Origin of the sequence: Variovorax sp. M-6 (assembly GCF_052114385.1) — a bacterium.
In the GTDB taxonomy this organism is placed as follows: domain Bacteria; phylum Pseudomonadota; class Gammaproteobacteria; order Burkholderiales; family Burkholderiaceae_C; genus Variovorax.
In genome coordinates this window covers 56,507-73,901 of sequence record NZ_JBFREQ010000020.1, presented here as the reverse complement: position 1 = coordinate 73,901, position 17,395 = coordinate 56,507, and the positions used below count along the sequence as shown (strand labels likewise).

Here is a 17,395-nt window from a genome sequence, read left to right as displayed (position 1 = left end):
CGCTGCCTACAACTTGGCTCGTGGCTGCCGATAAAAAGGCAGCCATGGACAAGCCACATTCACGCCGATCGCCGGAGCTGCTGACCCAGCTCCCGAGAGAAAGCGTCCTGCAGGACGACGGGGAGCACATGCTCGTGTCGACCAAAGGCGTGGAAGGCTCCAGGAGCGATGGCATCCTCCTGCGCCGATGTGTCTTCTCGCTGGCCGCGCCGCTCAGCTGCGAATTGCTGGGTCAGTACCGGCAGGTTTCGGATGGCCTCTGGCACGCGTCCATGCGCAGCGGGGCTCGCGACGATGGGGCCTTGGGTCGGCCCCAGGTGGCGATCTATGCCACGGAACTCGACGCGCTGGTCAATCTCTGGGCCAACCGCCGGCGTTTCGACCTCGGCACCCGGCTCTAGCTGCGGGTAGGCCGCAGCAGGATGCGCCAGAGCCGCGCGAGCCAGTGGGGCCAATCGACGCTTCTGCCGATGGCGACCGCCCGATAGATGGCGCGATGCTCTTCCAGGGCAAGGTGGAGATCGTGCAGATTGCGCTCGTTGTAGGCCCAGGTTCCGGAGACGGTGATCAGTCCTGACGGCATGGGCGTGACCTGGACGTTCGTGGCACCGATGCGCTCCACGGCTTCGACGCGAGCGGCCGCCTGGTGGGCCGGATCTCCAACGCCCGGCATGGGCCGCGAGGACGCGAAGCTGATGAGTTGAACCTGCGGATGGTGGCGAGCGACATGGGCGCATGCTTCGTAGAACAGCAAGGCGCCGACGTTTCGCGGCTCGTCCTGAGCCAATGAGGTCGGCGAGAAGCTACCGAAGTGCACCTCCGTGCCGCGATTGCACACGCGCACAGGATCCAGCCGGCCGAGGAACAAGCGACCGGTGAACATCAGCATGGGCTGGCCCAGTTGGTACGGGGCGCCGCCGGGGCCGGAGATATGAATGACCTGAGATTCCATGGACGGGGCTGGACCGCAAGACTGGGACGGCACCCTGGTGCCGTCCGCATTATGCTTTTCAGTCGAGCGACCTTGCGGCTCAGAGACAGAGCCTTGTGCGCCGTGCAGTGGCCGCCGTGCACAATCTGCCGCATGTCGACCATCACTCTGTACTTCGGGGCACCCGCTCGGCTGGATCGCTGACGTGTTCCCGAGTCCATTTGCCCTGGGCCGCGCATGCGAATCCATGAACTGAAGCGGCGCCTGCGGGATGCCGGAGCGGGCCCCCTCCACGAGCACCGCATCCTGCGCCTGTGGTCCCATGCGCTGCCCCGGGACAGTGGCAGGCGTCGGCCCGCGACCTTTTTTCCGTCGTCGCTGCTGGCCGCCCTGCCGTCCATCGAGGCCGAGCTTGCGGGACTGGCGCGCATCCACGCGGTCCATCCGGGCGCCGATGGTTCCGAGCGGCTGCTCGTCGCGCTGGCGGACGGCCAGACCGTGGAGAGCGTGCTGCTGCCTCGGGACGGTCTCTGCGTCTCGTCGCAGGTCGGGTGCGCCGTCGGATGCCAGTTCTGCATGACGGGCCGCGACGGCCTGCTGCGCCAGGTGGGAAGTGGCGAGATCATTGCCCAGGTCGCCCTCGCGCGCGCGCGCCGGCCGGTGCGCAAGGTGGTGTTCATGGGCATGGGCGAACCGGCCCACAACCTGGACAACGTGATGGAGGCGATCGACCTGCTCGGCACGGCGGGCAACATCGGCCACAAGAACCTGGTGTTCTCCACCGTGGGYGATCCGCGCGCGTTCGAGCGACTGCAGCAGCAACGCGTCAGGCCTGCGCTGGCGCTCTCGTTGCACACGACCAAGGCCGGGCTGCGCAGAGAACTCCTTCCGCGCGCGCCGAACATGGCGCCCGAGGAACTGGTCGCCGCATGCGAACGCTATGCCCGCGCGACCGGCTACCCGATCCAGTACCAGTGGACGCTGCTCGAAGGTGTCAACGACGGGGAAGACGAGATCGAGGGCATCGTCCGGCTGCTCTCCGGCAAGTACGGCGTGCTGAACCTGATCCCCTTCAACGCGGTGGATGGCGCGGCGTTCAGCCGCCCGTCGTGGGAGCGCTGCAAAGAGATGGCCGGCACGCTGCACCAGCGGGGCATCCTGACCAAGCTGCGCTATTCGGCCGGCCAGGATGTCGACGGCGGGTGCGGTCAACTGCGGGCGCGCGCAGCCGAAGTGCCGGTGACGTTTCGAAGGGGCCAGGACTAGGGGCCTGTTCACGCGGGAATCGGCGCACGCGGTTCATGTAGCATCCGCCCTCCGCCGCGCCATGCCATGCCCCAGATCGCCGTCTCCCACCTCCGCAAGACCTACCGCATCTCCGAGCGCGACCCGGGCGTGCTCGGCGCGCTGCGCGGGCTCGTGCGGCGACGCCATCGCACGGTGGACGCGCTTTCCGGCCTGTCGTTCGAACTCGAGCGCGGAGAGTTGCTGGGCTTCATCGGCCCGAACGGCGCGGGCAAGTCGACCACCATCAAGATCCTCGCCGGCATCCTGCGGCCCGACGGCGGTCGCGTCGAGATCGACGGGCGCGACCCGTTCGTCGATCGCGAGCGCCACGTGGCGCGCATCGGCGTGGTGTTCGGCCAGCGCACGCAGCTCTGGTGGGACCTGCCGGTGGGCGACGGCTTCGCGCTGCTGCGTGACATCTACCGCGTCGACCCCGTGCGTTTTGCGCGCACGCGCGACGAGCTGGTGGCGCTGCTGCATCTGGAGCGCCTGCTCGACCAGCCGGTGCGCCAGCTGTCGCTGGGCCAGCGCATGCGCGCCGAGATCGCGGCGGCGCTGCTGCACGAGCCCGACATCCTGTTCCTCGACGAACCGACCATCGGCCTCGACGCGCCCTCCAAGCTCGCGGTGCGCGACTTCGTTCGGCGCGCCAACCGCGAACGCGGCACCACGGTACTGCTGACCACGCATGACATGCACGACGTCGAGGCGCTGGCCGAACGCGTGATCGTGATCGGGCATGGCCGCGTGCTGGCCGACTGCGCGGTCGAGGGGCTGCGGGCCCAGGTCGTGGCCGCGCGCCGGCTCAACGACGGCCTGCCCGAGGACGCGGAGGACGAGGGCATGACCATCGAGGCCGTCATCGCGCGCTTCTACGCGATGCACGGCGCGGCCGAGGCCTGATCGCCGATGGCGCCGCGCGAACTCGTGCGACCCTATGTCGCGGCCTTCGCGTCGCGCTTCCTGCAGATGCTGCAGTACCGGACGGCGGCGTACGCGGGCTTTGCCACGCAGTGCTGGTGGGGCGGCATCAAGGTCATGGTGTTTGCGGCGTTCTACGGCGGCGCGGCGGCGGCGGACACGCCGATGTCGCTCGCGCAGGTCATCACCTACACATGGCTCGTGCAAGGCCTGCTCGCACTGCTGCCGTGGCTCGGCGACCCGGAAGTGGCGCAGGCCGTGCGCACCGGCGCCGTCGCGTACGACCGGCTGCGGCCGGTCGATGCCTACGCGCTGTGGTTCGCGCGCTCTGCCGGCTGGATCGCGGCACGCGTGCTGCCGCGCCTGGCGCTGATGGTGGCGTTTGCCGGCGTCGCGCTGCCGTTGGCCGGACTCGGCGAATGGGCCTGGCAGCCGCCGGCCAGTGTCGCGGCAGGCGCGGGGTTCGTCGCATCGGCGCTGCTGGCGCTGCTGCTGTCGACCGCGCTCGTGATGCTGCTCAACATCGCGGCGGCCGCATCGCTCAACGAGCGCGGCATCAACGCGCTGGCCGGGCCGATCGTCGTCGTGTTCTCGGGCAACCTGCTGCCGCTGGCGCTGCTGCCCGACGCCTGGCAGACGGCGTTGCTGCTGCAGCCGCTGGCCGGCGTGATGGACATCCCGGCCCGCATCTATTTCGGGCAGCTCGGCGGCGCGCAGGCGCTGGCGGGGCTCGGCCTGCAGCTCTTCTGGATCGCGCTGTGGGTCGCGTTCGGCCACGCGGCCATGGGGCGAACCATGCGCCGGCTCGAAGTGCAGGGCGGTTGAGACGCATGGGCTCGCTCGTCTTGTTCACCCGCCTCGTGAGGGCTTCGCTCGCCGGACAGGCACGCTACCCGGCCTCGGCGCTGATGCTCACCCTCGGCCAGTTCCTTGGCACCGGCATCGAGGTGGTCGCGGTCTGGGCGCTGTTCCATCGCTTCGGCGAGGTGCAGGGTTGGCACATTGGCGAGGTGGCGCTGTTCTACGGACTGGTCAACTGCATGTTCGCCATCGCCGACGCGTTGGGGCGGGGATTCGACGTGCTGGGCACCGAGTTCCTGCGCACCGGCGCGTTCGACCGGCTGCTGCTGCGCCCGCGTCCGCTCGCGCTGCAATTGATGGGACACGACTTCCGCATCAGCCGGCTCGGGCGATTGATGCAGGGGCTGTTGGTGCTGGCCTTCGCGACTGTGCAGGCGGACATCGCTTGGACACCGGCATCGATCGCCGCCGCGCTGTTTGCGCTCGCCGGCGGCGTGGCGCTGTTCCTCGGCATCCTGGTGCTGCAGGGCACGCTGGCGTTCTGGACCGTCGAGAGCCTCGAGGTCGCCAACGTGCTGACCTATGGCGGCGTGCAGGCGGCGCAGTATCCGCTGGCCTTGTATGCGCGGTGGTTCCGGCTCGTGCTGACGTTCGCGGTGCCCCTGGCCTGCGTGGCCTACTATCCGGTGCTGGCGATACTGGGCAAGGTCGACCCGCTCGGTGCGCCGGCGTGGGTGGGGATGGTGTCGCCGCTTGCGGGCTTCGTGTTCCTCGCGGCGGCCTTCGGGGCATGGCGCATCGGGCTGCGCCGCTATGCCTCGACCGGCAGCTAGGGCTTGTTCAGGTCGCCGGCCAAGGTGTCATCGCCCGCCGTTCTTCCGGGTCTGATCCTGAACGGCGCTGGACGCGCGGCGGTAGGTGAAGATCATGGCGATCAGGCCGACCAGAGCCGCCAGGTTGGCCGCCAGGGCGAGCGCGAAAAGCAGGCCCGCCACCTCCATCATCAGAAGAGCCACTGCCAGCGAGGCCGCCCACAGTCCGCCCCACCTCAGGATGTACATGTCCATGTAGGTCTTGAGCCAGACGTTGTTCCTGCGCGCGACGGCGTCGGCCTCTTCCGCGGACGCCTCGGGCGCAGCCTGCTCCAGGAAACTCTTCGGCGACCAGAAGCGATTCCAGACGGAGGCGGGGCGAGGTTCGGGCGGGCTCATCGCGCTAGGCCCGTGCGGGCTTGCCTCCCGGCCGCCGCCGGGCGAGCGCCAGGTTGGCCGTCATCATGGCCGCGACCAGCGTGACCAGCCACGAGAAGTACACCCACAGCAGGAACATGGGGAGCGCGGCGAACGCCCCGTACAGCGCCTTGTACGTGGGCACCTTGGCAAGGTAGGCGGTGAAGCCGCGCTTGCCGAGTTCGAAAGCCACGCTGGCGATCAAGCCGCCCGCGACGGCGTCGCGCAGCCGTACGTGGGTGTTCGGAACGAGGTAGAACATGCTCGTCAGCGCCATCACGCCGAGCATGAACGGCCCGAGGTCGAGCACGAACGCGAGCGATCGCGGCAGCGCGCCGATCAGGCCCATGGAGCTGCCCAGCACATATGACGTGGCCCACAGGCTCAGGCCCAGCACGGGGGGGCCGACCGCCAGCATGAGCAGGTACAGGCCGACCCTCCTGAACAACGGCCGGTTCTTTCGGACCTGCCACATCTGGTTCAGTGCGTTCTCCACGGTCAGCAGCATCGCGATGGCCGCGCCCAGCAGGAACAGCGAGCCGATCCAGGTCAGGCCGCTGGCGTTCGCGGCGAACTGGTTGAGGTACTTCAGGACCGTGCGCGCGATGTCCGCCGGAAGCAGCCGGCTCAGCAGGATTTCCTGAAGCGCGTCCTTGAAGCGCCTGAAGATGGGGAAGTGCGTGAACAGCGCGAAGCTCGCTGCCAGCAGGGGCACGATGGAGAGCAAGGTCGTGAAGGTCAGGCTCCCGGCGACCTGGGGCAAGCGCTCTTTCTTGGCGCGTTGGAATGTCAAGCGGGTCAGGGTGAACATGGATGGCTGAAAGGGAAGGGAGCCGACAGGCTTCGCGGGCGAAAGGACTGCGGCCGCTGCATTATCGGCACGACCCATCGACAGCCGTTCGACCGCGCTGCATACTGCTGCGGGCCTGGCCATCGCCTCAGGGGGTCCGTTCCGGTGGCAACACCGGGGTCGTCACCGACCCTTTCCTGGAGATTCGCATGACCACGCAAGGCTTCACCGAACCTCATGCGCCGGACGCGCTGGACCTGCTGATCGTCGGCGCTGGCTTCGGCGGCCTTTGCATGCTGCACAAGGCGCGCGCGATGGGTCTGTCGGCGCTGGTGCTCGAGGCCGCGCCCAGCGTGGGTGGCACCTGGTACGCCAACCGCTATCCGGGTGCCCGCGTCGACATCCAGAGCCTGGAGTACTCGTTCTCGTTCAGCGAGGCCCTGCAGCAGGAATGGCAGTGGACCGAGCGTTATGCCTCGCAGCCCGAACTGCTGCGCTACGCCAACCATGTGGCGGACCGCTTCGACCTGCGCGGCAGCATCCGCCTGAACTCCCGCGTGACGACGGTCCGCTTCGACGACGACGCGCAGCGCTGGCAGATCGGCAGCGTCGGCGAGGATGGCGCTGCGCAAACCTGGCGCGCGCGCTTCGTCGTGCTGGCCAGCGGGCCGCTGTCGGCACCGAACACGCCGGCCTTTCCCGGCCTGGAGACTTTCGCCGGGCCGGTCCTGCACACGGCCGACTGGCCGGAAGTGCCGGTCGATTTCGGCGGCTGCCATGTGGGCGTCATCGGAACGGGTTCCTCGGCGGTCCAGGTGATTCCGCGCATCGCGCAGCAGGCGGCGTCGGTGACCGTGTTCCAGCGTACCGCGGCCTATGTGGTGCCGGCCCACAACGGTCCGCTCGATCCGGCACAGGAGGCCCGCGTGAAGGCCGACTACCCGGGCTTTCGGGCCCGCAACCGCCTGATGCGTACCGGCTTCGGCTGCGAACTGCCGTTGAACCCGGCCTCGGCGCTGGCTGCGAGCGCCGAGGAGCGAGCCGCGGCGTTCGAGGAGCGCTGGCGCGTCGGGGGGTTCAGCCTGCTCGGGACCTTCGGCGACCTGATGACGGATCTGCAGGCCAACGCGCTGGGGGCCGAGTTCGTGCGCGGCAAGATCCGCCAGCAGGTCCGCGACCCGGCAACCGCGGCGCTGCTCTCGCCGCACCAGCCGATCGGCTGCAAGCGGATGTGCGTAGCCGACGACTACTACGAGACCTTCAACCGGCCGAACGTGCACCTGGTGGATGTCAGCGAGCAGCCGATCGAGGCCATCACCCCGGGCGGGCTGCGGACCGGCGGGCGTGAGCACGCCTTCGACACGCTGGTGCTGGCCACCGGCTTCGACGCCGTCACCGGCACGCTGATGCGGCTGGACCTGCGCGGCCGGGGCGGCCTGCGCATCCAGGACAAGTGGCGCGGCGGGCCGCTGAACTACCTGGGCATGACGGTGGCCGGCTTCCCGAATCTGTTCCACATCGCCGGCGCGGGCAGCCCCGCGGCCTTCACGAGCGTGATCCTCTCGATCGAGCACCACGTGGACTGGATCGCCGAGTGCATCGCCTGGCTCGACGCGCAGGGCCACGCCACGATCGAGGCCACCGAGGAGGCCGAAAGCGCATGGGTCGCTCATGTCAACATGGTCGCTGCGCACACGGTGTTTCTGAGCTGCAACTCCTGGTACCTGGGCGCCAACATCCCGGGCAAGCCGCGCATGTTCATGCCGCTGGCCGGTGGCTTCCCGGCCTATGCGGAACGGTGCGCGGCGGTGGCCGGCCGGGGCTACGAGGGCTTTGCGCTGGGCACTCGCTGAGGCGTTCCGGCCGCCGCGAATTCGCAAGTCAGTCCAGGTAGTCGAGAAACAGCGGCGTCACTTCCTGGAGAAACGAAATCTCCGTCGCGGCGATGCTTCGGGGTTCCAGATCGAAATGAATGAACGTGCCATAGGGCGTCCCGCACTCGCGGGTCAGCAGCCGCCCGTAGTACGACTCGACGAGACCGACGTAGGGGCGGTAGCTCATCAGGGCCTCGTCCTGGGAGACGTGGCCGGTCACGAATTCGCCCAGTTCCATCGCGTGCTTGCAAAAGCTCTTGTCCAGAGGAACTGCTTTCAACCAGGTGCGGTACTCGGAGCTGCGGTCGAAGACGTGCTCCGCGCGCATCGCGTCGCCGCTCAACTTGTAGATGGCCGTGTATCGGTACTCCGTCCTGTCATTGAGCAGCGCCAGCGCAGGGCGAATCCCATGGGTGGCAAGAACGTTGCGAACCGCTGCTGTCTGCGTGGACAAATCAATCTCGGGCATAGGGGATCACGGGTTGGGCGAAGTGAGCAAGTCTTGGCAGGGGGCGCGTCGGCACGGAGTTTATTGACGCCCCCAAAAGCCCGGGTATCAGGGGGCAAATGTCCCCGGCTGGCCCTGGAAATGTCGGGCTCGTTCGACAAGACTGATCATCTGTGCTGCGCCAACGACCGTGAGATGGTGACGAGTGAAGCCTGGTCTCGGAGCGATATAGGCCGCCATTTCGCGAGCAAGGGCCAGTTGCCGATCAGACGCCTCTGCCAGGAGCGCGATGACCAAGTTCTCCAGCGCGATCACGCGGACCTGAAGCTGTACCAACTCGGCGTTGGTCAACGGTGGAACATCGGCCTGTGCTTCGCCAGGGATCAAGCCCTCTTGACGGCGGTCGGGCGCGGCGCCGCCCTTGCTTTCCGATCTCGAAAGCGCCTTTTCGCGCTGGCGCTGGTGTGGGAGATCCAGGAAATCCGGCTTTCGTTCAAGCATGAGCGTCCGTCCTTGGTGCTTCAAGCTGCGACCGTAAGGCGTCGTTGCGTGCCTTGTCAACACTCCGAACCCATCGCCCACTGCGCGAACTCGCAGGCCGGCCTTGTTCGAGCCGGTCTCCTGCCCGCACCTGTCGCGAAGCCGAGCCAGCAGGCGCTGGCGGATCGGCGCGTGAAGGGCGGTCCGGGCTTTCGATGTCATCGTCGCTTCATCGCGACGTCACGGCGGCTGCCTACGCTTGGAATTCCTCGATGCACGGCGACGACGAGCGCGCCGTTCGTCGAGCACCCACGATTCCAAGAAATGGAGTGTTCCCTCTATGTATCCCTGGTCCATCATGCGCGCGCCGGTCGCGCTGTCGATCCTTGCCTGTGCCTTGGCCGCCTGTGGTGGCAGCGACGGCGGCGGCTTCGGTGGGGCCACCGCCGTCAACGGCACCGCCGGTACCGGCACGGCCAGCAAGACGACCGGTGCCGCATCGGCATCGGCATCGTCCGACGCGAGCAGCGAGCCCAGCGTGAGCTACGCGCCCTGACGCCTGTTCCAATCCTCGACACCGACCCCGCCATGACCACACGTCGCAAGTTCCTCCAGAGCTCCACCGGCACCGGCATCGCCGCCGCCACGCTGGCCGCCTTTCCCCCCAGCATCCGCCGCGCGCTGGCGATCCCCGCCCACCACGACACCGGCACCATCAAGGACGTCAAGCACGTGGTGCTGCTGATGCAGGAGAACCGCTCCTTCGACAGCTACTTCGGCACCTTCAAGGGCGTGCGCGGCTACGGCGACCGCTTCACCGTCCCTGCGCCCAACGGCAAGAACATCTTCCATCAGACCTACACCAAGACGACGCCGCCCAGCACCTACGTGCCCTACCGCCTCGACGAGAGCAAGGGCAACGCGCAACGCGCCGGCAGCACACCCCACAGCTGGTCCGATTCGCAGGCGGCGTGGGATCACGGCCGCATGTTCAAGTGGCCGGACGCCAAGAACCTGTTGTCGATGGGCTACTACGACACCGCCGAAGTCCCGTTCCAGCGCGCGCTGGCCGAGGCCTTCACGCTGTGCGACCACTACCACTGCGGCATGCACACGGGCACCATCGCGAACCGCCTGTTCTACTGGAGCGGCACCAACGGCCCGAACGGCATGAGCCCGGTCGACGGCAGCAAGGTCGAGGTGGCGGCCTTGAACAACCAGTTCAACGGCGGTAACGACATCGGCCCGTCCACCCAGGGCTGGACCTGGACCACCTATGCCGACCGGCTCGAGAAGGCCGGCGTGAAGTGGAAGGTCTACCAGAGCCTGATCGACAACTTCGGCTGCAACGAGATGATGGGCTTCCGCCATTGGCGCGCGGAGATCGAGCAGATGCCCCCGGCGCGCCGTCCGGTCTATGTCGCGGCCACGGACATCACGCAGCCGGTCGGTGCCGCCGGCCCGCTCTATGACCCGGTCATCGACGACGCGCTCAGCCCGCTGGCCAAGGGCTTCGGCAACACCATGCCGCAAGGCTTCCTGGAAACGTTCCGCGACGACATCAAGAACGGCACCTTGCCCGCGGTGTCGTGGATCATTTCGCCGTCCGCCTACAGCGAGCACCCCGGACCGTCGAGCCCGGCCAAGGGCGGCTGGTACGTGCAGGAAGTGCTGGACGCGCTGACCTCCAACCCGGAGGTCTGGAGCAGGACGGTGCTGCTGATCAACTTCGACGAGAACGACGGCTTCTTCGACCACCTGCCGTCGCCGGCGGTGCCGTCGCGCAATGCCGACGGCACGCTGGCCGGCGGCTGCACGCTGGCGGACGCCGACGTGGCGGTCGAATATCACAACTACGCGCCGGCGACCTCGAGCCAGCCCGCGATCGACGGCCGGCCCTACGGCCCCGGCCCGCGCGTGCCGATGTGGGTGGTCTCGCCCTGGAGCCGCGGCGGCTGGGTCAACTCGCAGGTCTGCGACCACACCTCGACGCTGTTGTTCCTCGAGAAGTGCTTCGGCGTGGCCGAGCCGCAGATCAGCAAGTACCGTCGCGCCGTCTGCGGCGACCTCACCAGCGCCTTCAACTTCGAGCGCCCCAACAACGAGCCGCTGCCCACGCTGGCCGGACGCACGACCAAGGGCGAGGCCGATGCGCTGACCGCCGCCCAGCAGGCGCTGCCGAAGATCGTCCCGACGGCCGACGCGGCGCTGCCGGTACAGGCCACCGGCGTGCGTCCCTCGCGCGCGCTGCCCTACGAACTCCACACCAGCGCGCGCACCGACTCGCTCAACGGCCGCGTGCAACTGCTGTTCGCCAACAGCGGCCAAGCCGCCGCCGTGTTCCACGTCTACGACAAGCTGAACCTGGCGGACCGCCTGCCGCGCCGCTACGTGGTCGAGCCCGGCAAGCAGCTCGACGGCCACTGGGCCGCCATGGCCGACAACGCCGGCCTGTACGACCTGTGGGTGCTCGGGCCGAACGGCTTCCACCGCCAGTTCAAGGGCGACCTGAACCGGTTGCGGGCGGGGGGTGTGGCGCTGCCCGAGATCCGCGTGGGCTACGAGAAGCGCGGCGGCGACCTCTACCTTCAGTTGCGCAACGACGGCCGGCGCGACTGCCGCTTCACCGTACAGTCCAACAAGGCCTACCCGCGCCCCGATGCCCGCGGGGCCGGCGGCGGCCATGACGACCGTCAGGATCGCGACGACCAGGAGGGCCGCGGCAAGGGTCGCGACGGCGCCTCGGTCATCCGGGTCAAGGGGGGCGACCAGACCAGCATCCGCTGGAGCCTGGACGCCAGCGGCCAGTGGTACGACTTCGTGGTGACCTGCGATGCCGACCTTGCCTTCTACCGGCGCTTCGCCGGCCGGGTCGAGACCGGCCGGCATTCGGTGAGCGATCCGGCGATGGGGCTGGCAGACCGCTTCTGAGCGAACTGCATCGGCCTTGTGCGCAACGTGCCAGCGCCAAGGTCGAACAGCCGCGCCATCGTCCGGACAGCCTACCTCTTTGGCCCGAGGCGCAAGCGCAGCCGGCGCGATTGAAGTAAAAAGCATGTTCTTCAATGGCTCCCAATGAAGGAGGGTCGGATGTTCAGCATCTTTCAGCCCAGCCGAAACGGCCATCTGCGGCGCGTCATGACATTGCTCGAGGAAGCACACATGGCGCGCATCGAGCACCAGGCCGCCGCCGAGCACCATGGTGCCCTGGCCCGCATGTACGCGGAGCGCGCGAAGCGACTCGAACGCGAGCTCTACGGTTCGGCCGCGCTGCCTTCGGGAGAAAGCGGGGCTCCTCAAAAGGCGGCGGATGACAAGCAGGTCGTCTATGCGCTGGACGCCAACCGTCGGCTCGACGGCCAGGCGAAGGCGTCGTAGGCGTCTGCAGGACCGCGGGTCAACGAGGGGGCGGCCCCGCCGCCCTCGATGAGGGCGCCTGCACCGGCGTGCGCGAGTAGTCGTACCGCGGCCCCGGGCCGGGGGCGATGGGAGGACCCAGATCGGCGAAGGGCAGCGTGGCCGAGTGCGCGCCGCCGTATTGCGGCCCGGGTCCGGGCGCGATGGGCGGACCCAGGTCGCGTTCGGCCCGCGCCACTGCGCGTTCTTCTGCGGTGGTCGAGGGCTCGACCCATTTCCGGCGCAAGGAGGAAGACCGGGTCGCCGGCCGCGGCGCAGCCTTGGCCTTGGCTTGAGGACCCGGCACCGGCGAAGCCTTCGTCTCGGCGGGCTTCGCGGGCACCTGCGCGGACGGCCTTTCCGCGACGGGCGCCGTGGCGGCCGGGGCCGGAGACGCCTGTTCCGGTGCGTCCGCCTTCGTCGATCCGGCGGCAGGCTCGGGCGTTGCCGGGGGTGTCGGCGATCTGCCCGGCGCCGGCGCCAGCATGGCCAGGAGCCGCGTGTGCAGCGGCGGCACCCCCGGCTTGCGCGTGACATCCATCCACCACAGCGTGAAGCCGAGAATCATCGCCACGCCGACGCAGCCGGCCCGCAGCCAGAAAGAGGCCGCTTCGGCCGGCAGGGCGACGATGGAAGTGCTTTCGCGCTCGCCATCGTCGGCGCGCGGAGCACCTGCGGCGGACGGGCGGAACGCCATCACCGGGTCGACCCGGGAAAGGCCGGAGCCGGGCAACGGGTGGGCGCAACCCGTGCAGTACTTCGACTTGGAGCGGTTCGACTTTCCGCAGACTTCGCAAACAACCGACATGGCCGCAACCCTCCGGGACAGACGCAGGCTCAACTTTGCACCGCTGTCGCGCGCTGTATGTCAGCAGCGTCCTACCCTGCAGCTTCTTCCTCAGCTTTTTGGGCAGAGCGCCAGTGCCTCTCGCGCGTCGCTGCACTCTTTCCGTTCCGCCGAATCCACCCCGTCACGCGCGGGCGCCGGCAGGGTCGCTGTCGCGGGTTCTGGTGACGCCGCGGGAACCGGGACCGGCGCCGGTTGCCGGGTCGATGTCGCCGCCCCGGCCGCACGGCCACCGAGCGGCTTCCACATGAACGAGACAGACACGTGGATGGGGGTCCAGCCGAGGACCGCTGGCTTCACGTACGCGTACACGAGCGCTCCGATCAGGACCATGGTGGCAATCGCCGCCAGTCCGGTGCGCCTGATGCGTCTGACCGGCAGGCGCATGCGCGGCCTCGCCGACGGAGGTCTGGCCGAGTGCGTCGTGCGCGAATTCTCGAAACTGGCGGCGGAGGTATGCGCGCCGAACCGGATGCCCGAGAACCGGCCCTTGCAGCCGCAGCAGTATCTGGCGCCGTCCTTGTTTGCCGCGTGACACGATTCGCAAAATTTGGTCATACAGGGCGGACCACTGTCGCCTTCCGGTTAGAGAGGCTTTTTCCTCCATCCTGGGCCGCTGTCATGTAAGACAGCAAGCCATCTCGTCGTCCATCGTGCGCGCCGGCGGCTGCAGCTGCGCATCACCGCTATTGGCTGATCGCTTCCAGGGCGAGGCGAATCGGTGCGTTGGAGATATGCATCAGCCCGCTGAAGGGTTGGTTCATGTCCAGGACGAGGAAGATCGCTCCCGCGACCGAGAGCGAGCCGATGAAGAGCGCCACCAGCACGGTGCCGTTGCTGCGCGTGAGAAAGCCGAAGCCGATGAAGAGGACGACCAGCCAGAACACCAGCACGACGAGGAAGGGCCAGGAAATGGAGCCGCCGGCCTGTTCGTACAGGAGCTGACGCGCGTCCCCGATGTCGGTGAGGAGCTGCAAGGCCCGGGTCCTTGCGAAGCGCTGGCTGTCTGTCGTCGGCTGCAGGTTGACCACATGCTCGATCAGTTCCTCGTCCGTTTCGCGCGTCAAGCGAAGGGGCCTGGAGCCGGGCTTTGCGCCACCACGGTCCGGCCACGCCTGTTCGAGTCTGGCGGCAACGAGTTGGCGGAAGATCTGGCGTGCTTGCGCCGCGTCCGGCCCATAGCTGGCAAAGACGCGGTCGAGCTGCACGATGTGGACACCGAGCGCCTGCACCTCGGAGTCCTGCGTGGCATACGCCGTATGGGCCGAGGCGATGAGCAGGCTCATGACAAGCGCAGAGATCGTCGCTATCAAGCCCAGCACCAGCTTGATGACGTCGTTGGAGTCGGCTTCCTTGTGATGCAAGGGCAGCTTGCGGTGGAGCGTGATGCCCGCGAGCGCCCCGCAAAAGGTGCAGGCGAATACGATCAGGCCGACGAGGATGGGGCTCATGGGTTCGGTCTCCTGGGCTGGTTGGCGGGCAAGTCCGGCGTCGACGCCGTGGGCAGTGGACGATCGCAAGCGTACCGCTCCACAATCCCGTGATGAACAAACGACGCTTTCTGGGGACCGCGACCCTCGCCGGCCTATGGCCCGCGGCTGGCGCCCTGGCCGCTGACCCACCGCGTCAGGGTCCCGGCCTCCTGACCGTCAGCGGGGCGGTAGGCAAGACCAACCGCGGCCCCGTCGATCCGGCGCTCGATCAGCTGCTGGTCAAGCACGGAGTCAAGTTCGACAAGGCGTACGTGCTCGACGCCGAGGCCTTGCGCCGCCTGCCGGTCGTTCGAATCAAGGCGACGCTCGAGTACGACGCCAAGGTGCATTCGCTCGCGGGCCCCTTGCTGACCAGCGTGCTCGAGTCGGTGGGCGTGGCGCCCGCCGGCGGCGAGGTGATGCTCGGCCTTCGGGCGGTGGACGGCTATGTCGTGCCGCTGCGCATGGCCGACGCGCGCAGCTACCGCATGATCGTGGCCACCGAGATGGACGGCGCGCCGCTCGCGCTGGGCGGCTTGGGCCCGCAGTGGGCCATCTACGAGGCCGACACGCTCGCCGCATTCAAGGACAAGCCGCTCAAGGAGCGGTTCGCCCTGTGCCCCTGGGGGCTGTACAGCATCGAGGTCACGCGCGGCTGATCGCTGGCGCGGGAATGCACCGCGGTCCCCGTCAGGCTCAGGGCAGATAGTTGAGCGATTCGGGCAACGGCAAGCTGGCCGGCATCTCGAACAGCGGGCCGGCACCGTCCGGGTCGATGACCTGCGCGCCGTCCGTCGCGAAGAACACCGCGATCTGCGCCTGTGCCGCGACAGCCATCGGCGCGGCCGCCGGGTTGCCGATATTGGTGAGAAAGGTGTGCGGGTTCTTGGGAATGGCCCCATCCGTCGCGGCGTACGCCAGGTCGTTGCGGTAGTACATGGCGCGGTCCGCCAGCTGTCCCGCGCGAAGGATCGCGGTGGTCGTCGGATTCGGAACCGTGCCGTCGCCCTTGGCGAACTGCACGATCACCGGCTTGGCGCCGTTGCCGCGCAGGGGCTGCCGGCGGATGTACGGGGCATAGGACACCGGATTGCCGGACTGCTGCACCCACGTATTGTTTTCGAGCACCTGCTGGATCGCGGTGGCGCCCGCGACGTTGTTCACCAGTGGCGGCAAGTCGCGCAGCGGCATGTTCTCGTTGAAGTTCAGATTGAAAGGCGGCGGCACGTTCGGCGTCGGCGGCAGGTTGAGCAGTTGCGGCTGGCGCGTTGCCAACGCGATCGCCGTCAGGACGCGGAAGCCGCCCAGGCGCGCGACCTCGGGAATCGAGCCGCCCGGCACGTTGGGAACGCCGGCCCTGACGGCGCCCTCCACGCCGAGGAAGATCGTGCCGTAGATGCCGCCGAAGGATTGCCCGGCGTAGTAGATGCGGTTCTTGTCGATGTCGACCGAGCCGTCGCCGTCGACATCGATGCCGACCTGAATCTGCCGGACGAGCTGCATCAGGTCGACCACGGTCTGGCGCAGGCCGTCGCGGCTGGACACGATCGTCGACGACCCGACCGCACTGACCCCTTCGGTCGAGTCGATCGCGCCGTTGCCGTCCTGATCGAAGCCGCGGCCACCCGACGGCACGACGACCGGAGCGCCCACCCGGGGCGTCACGTTGAGCGTCCCCAGGGCGCCGCCACCGTGCCCGACGACGCTGATCGCCATCGTGGCGATGCCTCTTGAAGCGAACATCGACGCCACGGTCCACGGTGCGCCGTACATGCTGTCGGTGAATCCATGGCCGAAGATCGCGACCGGCCATCCACCCGGCGGTCGCGCACCGCTCGGCAGGAACAGCTCGACCACCAGCTCGTTGCTCGACTGGGGCAGCGGATATCCGGTCAAGGTGCCGGTGGCGGGGATGACTCGGGCCGCGTTCTGGTAGTCGGGCGATCGGAACTTGCCGAAGGCCACGCGCCCTACCGCGCCCGGGACGACACCCAGTGCCGACGTCGGGACGGTCGAGGGGGTGAACACGGGTGCCGTGCCGGTCTGCTGCATCCACTGGATTGCGGCCAGGTTGGCGACCGGAAACACGGCGCGCGCCGAGCCATCGTTGCCGATCATGAAGTTCACGGGGCTCGGCGTGGAGCGCCTGATCTGCTCCCGGATCTTCAGCAGGTCGGCGCTGATGCTCTGCGTGGTGAACAGGCTCAGCGCGACCGCACGGTGCCGGCCCTGCGGGATCGAGCGGTCCGCGTTCTGCAGCGCCCCGCGATAGTCCATCGTGTCGCGGTCTTGCGCCTCGCCGCGGCCGGGCGGCTGGCGAAGTCGTGCGAACGCCCCGCCCTCGATGGGATCACCGGCCTTGTCGCGAATGCCGTTGGTGACCACCAGCACATAGCGCGAGTGTTCCTGCAACAGTTCATCCGATTCGACCACCAGCGTCTTGCCGGCGACGTCCCAGGCCACCTGGTTGATGCCGACCTTCTGGCCGAAGCCGGCGCCGGAGAGCGTATCGCCCAGGTTCACCAGGTACAGCGTCTCGCTGCTGACGGTTTTCAGGTCGATGTCACCGGTGAACGGCACGCTGATGCGCGGCTGCGTATTGAAGCCGTCGAGCGTGTTGATGATGTCGATGTCCGCGCAATCGGACACCATCACTGCGCAATCCGGCTTCGGCAGCTTCACGCGCTTGAACGTGTTCTGGGTCCAGTCCGGCTGGGTGAACCGGTCGCTCGGAAACGGACTGGTCGCCGGACTGGAGAAATCGAGCTTCACGCTGACCCCGGCGGCCAAAGCGAAGACGGGTGCCGTGATCAAGGCGGCCAGCGCCACATGGCGAATCACGAACCGGCCATGGGTGGAGAAGGCGCGTTCCGAATCCGCCTTGAGTCGAGCCTGCATGGGACGTCTCCTTGCCGTACT

Annotated in this window: 19 protein-coding genes; 11 read left to right on the top strand and 8 right to left on the bottom strand. The window is 68.2% G+C overall.

Annotated elements, in window-relative coordinates; genetic code table 11:
* Positions 1-44: 44 nt before the first annotated feature.
* On the top strand, positions 45-401 hold the full coding sequence (locus AB4Z46_RS21530) for a hypothetical protein (RefSeq protein ID WP_442285572.1): 357 nt from the start codon (positions 45-47) through the stop codon (positions 399-401).
* On the opposite strand, the gene AB4Z46_RS21525 is transcribed toward AB4Z46_RS21530, so the two are convergent.
* Positions 398-889 carry a hypothetical protein gene (locus tag AB4Z46_RS21525; protein ID WP_442285571.1) on the bottom strand — a complete coding sequence of 164 codons (492 nt, stop codon included), beginning with the start codon at positions 887-889 and terminating at the stop codon, positions 398-400. The genes AB4Z46_RS21530 and AB4Z46_RS21525 overlap by 4 nt on opposite strands.
* A gap of 279 nt (positions 890-1,168) precedes the next feature.
* Here AB4Z46_RS21525 and AB4Z46_RS21520 point away from each other — a divergent pair, with 279 nt between their 5' ends.
* The 4 genes from AB4Z46_RS21520 (at position 1,169) to AB4Z46_RS21505 (ending at position 4,773) form a co-directional block, all read left to right on the top strand.
* Complete coding sequence (locus AB4Z46_RS21520; protein WP_442285570.1) at positions 1,169-2,197, top strand: RNA methyltransferase; 1,029 nt, start codon at positions 1,169-1,171, stop codon at positions 2,195-2,197.
* 66 nt (positions 2,198-2,263) lie between these two features.
* A complete protein-coding gene (locus tag AB4Z46_RS21515; RefSeq protein WP_442285569.1) occupies positions 2,264-3,121 on the top strand; it encodes an ABC transporter ATP-binding protein in 858 nt (285 codons plus the stop codon).
* A gap of 6 nt (positions 3,122-3,127) precedes the next feature.
* Positions 3,128-3,964, top strand: coding sequence for an ABC transporter permease (locus AB4Z46_RS21510; RefSeq protein WP_442285568.1), 837 nt, complete (start codon positions 3,128-3,130; stop codon positions 3,962-3,964).
* Positions 3,965-3,969: 5 nt separating this feature from the next.
* On the top strand, positions 3,970-4,773 hold the full coding sequence (locus tag AB4Z46_RS21505; protein ID WP_442285567.1) for an ABC transporter permease: 804 nt from the start codon (positions 3,970-3,972) through the stop codon (positions 4,771-4,773).
* Positions 4,774-4,800: 27 nt separating this feature from the next.
* Here AB4Z46_RS21505 and AB4Z46_RS21500 read toward each other — a convergent pair whose 3' ends face one another.
* Both AB4Z46_RS21500 and AB4Z46_RS21495 read right to left on the bottom strand, forming a co-directional pair.
* The gene (locus AB4Z46_RS21500; protein ID WP_442285566.1) at positions 4,801-5,151 is read right to left on the bottom strand and encodes a hypothetical protein; all 351 of its coding nucleotides are present in this window, start codon (positions 5,149-5,151) and stop codon (positions 4,801-4,803) included.
* Positions 5,152-5,155: 4 nt separating this feature from the next.
* Positions 5,156-5,980, bottom strand: a complete 825-nt coding sequence (locus AB4Z46_RS21495) for a YihY family inner membrane protein (protein WP_442285565.1) — start codon at positions 5,978-5,980, stop codon at positions 5,156-5,158.
* Between the two features lie 188 nt (positions 5,981-6,168).
* Here AB4Z46_RS21495 and AB4Z46_RS21490 point away from each other — a divergent pair, with 188 nt between their 5' ends.
* Positions 6,169-7,812: a flavin-containing monooxygenase gene (locus AB4Z46_RS21490; RefSeq protein ID WP_442285564.1), complete on the top strand. Its 1,644-nt coding sequence runs from the start codon at positions 6,169-6,171 to the stop codon at positions 7,810-7,812.
* A 28-nt stretch (positions 7,813-7,840) separates the two neighbouring features.
* On the opposite strand, the gene AB4Z46_RS21485 is transcribed toward AB4Z46_RS21490, so the two are convergent.
* Both AB4Z46_RS21485 and AB4Z46_RS21480 read right to left on the bottom strand, forming a co-directional pair.
* Positions 7,841-8,302, bottom strand: coding sequence for a hypothetical protein (locus AB4Z46_RS21485; protein ID WP_442285563.1), 462 nt, complete (start codon positions 8,300-8,302; stop codon positions 7,841-7,843).
* Between the two features lie 87 nt (positions 8,303-8,389).
* Positions 8,390-8,782 carry a hypothetical protein gene (locus AB4Z46_RS21480; protein WP_442285562.1) on the bottom strand — a complete coding sequence of 131 codons (393 nt, stop codon included), beginning with the start codon at positions 8,780-8,782 and terminating at the stop codon, positions 8,390-8,392.
* Positions 8,783-9,101: 319 nt separating this feature from the next.
* Between AB4Z46_RS21480 and AB4Z46_RS21475 the strand changes: the two genes are divergently transcribed.
* The 3 genes from AB4Z46_RS21475 to AB4Z46_RS21465 all read left to right on the top strand — a co-directional run bounded on the left by AB4Z46_RS21475 (position 9,102) and on the right by AB4Z46_RS21465 (position 12,139).
* On the top strand, positions 9,102-9,317 hold the full coding sequence (locus tag AB4Z46_RS21475; RefSeq protein WP_442285561.1) for a hypothetical protein: 216 nt from the start codon (positions 9,102-9,104) through the stop codon (positions 9,315-9,317).
* Between the two features lie 32 nt (positions 9,318-9,349).
* Positions 9,350-11,692 carry a phosphocholine-specific phospholipase C gene (locus AB4Z46_RS21470; RefSeq protein ID WP_442285560.1) on the top strand — a complete coding sequence of 781 codons (2,343 nt, stop codon included), beginning with the start codon at positions 9,350-9,352 and terminating at the stop codon, positions 11,690-11,692.
* Positions 11,693-11,851: 159 nt separating this feature from the next.
* Positions 11,852-12,139 carry a hypothetical protein gene (locus AB4Z46_RS21465; RefSeq protein WP_442285559.1) on the top strand — a complete coding sequence of 96 codons (288 nt, stop codon included), beginning with the start codon at positions 11,852-11,854 and terminating at the stop codon, positions 12,137-12,139.
* Between the two features lie 19 nt (positions 12,140-12,158).
* Here AB4Z46_RS21465 and AB4Z46_RS21460 read toward each other — a convergent pair whose 3' ends face one another.
* Positions 12,159-12,965: a hypothetical protein gene (locus AB4Z46_RS21460; RefSeq protein WP_442285558.1), complete on the bottom strand. Its 807-nt coding sequence runs from the start codon at positions 12,963-12,965 to the stop codon at positions 12,159-12,161.
* 286 nt (positions 12,966-13,251) lie between these two features.
* Here AB4Z46_RS21460 and AB4Z46_RS21455 point away from each other — a divergent pair, with 286 nt between their 5' ends.
* A complete protein-coding gene (locus AB4Z46_RS21455; protein WP_442285557.1) occupies positions 13,252-13,539 on the top strand; it encodes a hypothetical protein in 288 nt (95 codons plus the stop codon).
* 151 nt (positions 13,540-13,690) lie between these two features.
* On the opposite strand, the gene AB4Z46_RS21450 is transcribed toward AB4Z46_RS21455, so the two are convergent.
* Positions 13,691-14,455: a bestrophin-like domain gene (locus tag AB4Z46_RS21450; RefSeq protein WP_442285556.1), complete on the bottom strand. Its 765-nt coding sequence runs from the start codon at positions 14,453-14,455 to the stop codon at positions 13,691-13,693.
* 92 nt (positions 14,456-14,547) lie between these two features.
* Here AB4Z46_RS21450 and AB4Z46_RS21445 point away from each other — a divergent pair, with 92 nt between their 5' ends.
* Positions 14,548-15,135, top strand: a complete 588-nt coding sequence (locus AB4Z46_RS21445) for a molybdopterin-dependent oxidoreductase (RefSeq protein WP_442285555.1) — start codon at positions 14,548-14,550, stop codon at positions 15,133-15,135.
* Positions 15,136-15,172: 37 nt separating this feature from the next.
* On the opposite strand, the gene AB4Z46_RS21440 is transcribed toward AB4Z46_RS21445, so the two are convergent.
* Positions 15,173-17,374: an Ig-like domain-containing protein gene (locus AB4Z46_RS21440; RefSeq protein WP_442285554.1), complete on the bottom strand. Its 2,202-nt coding sequence runs from the start codon at positions 17,372-17,374 to the stop codon at positions 15,173-15,175.
* Positions 17,375-17,395 lie beyond the last annotated feature (21 nt).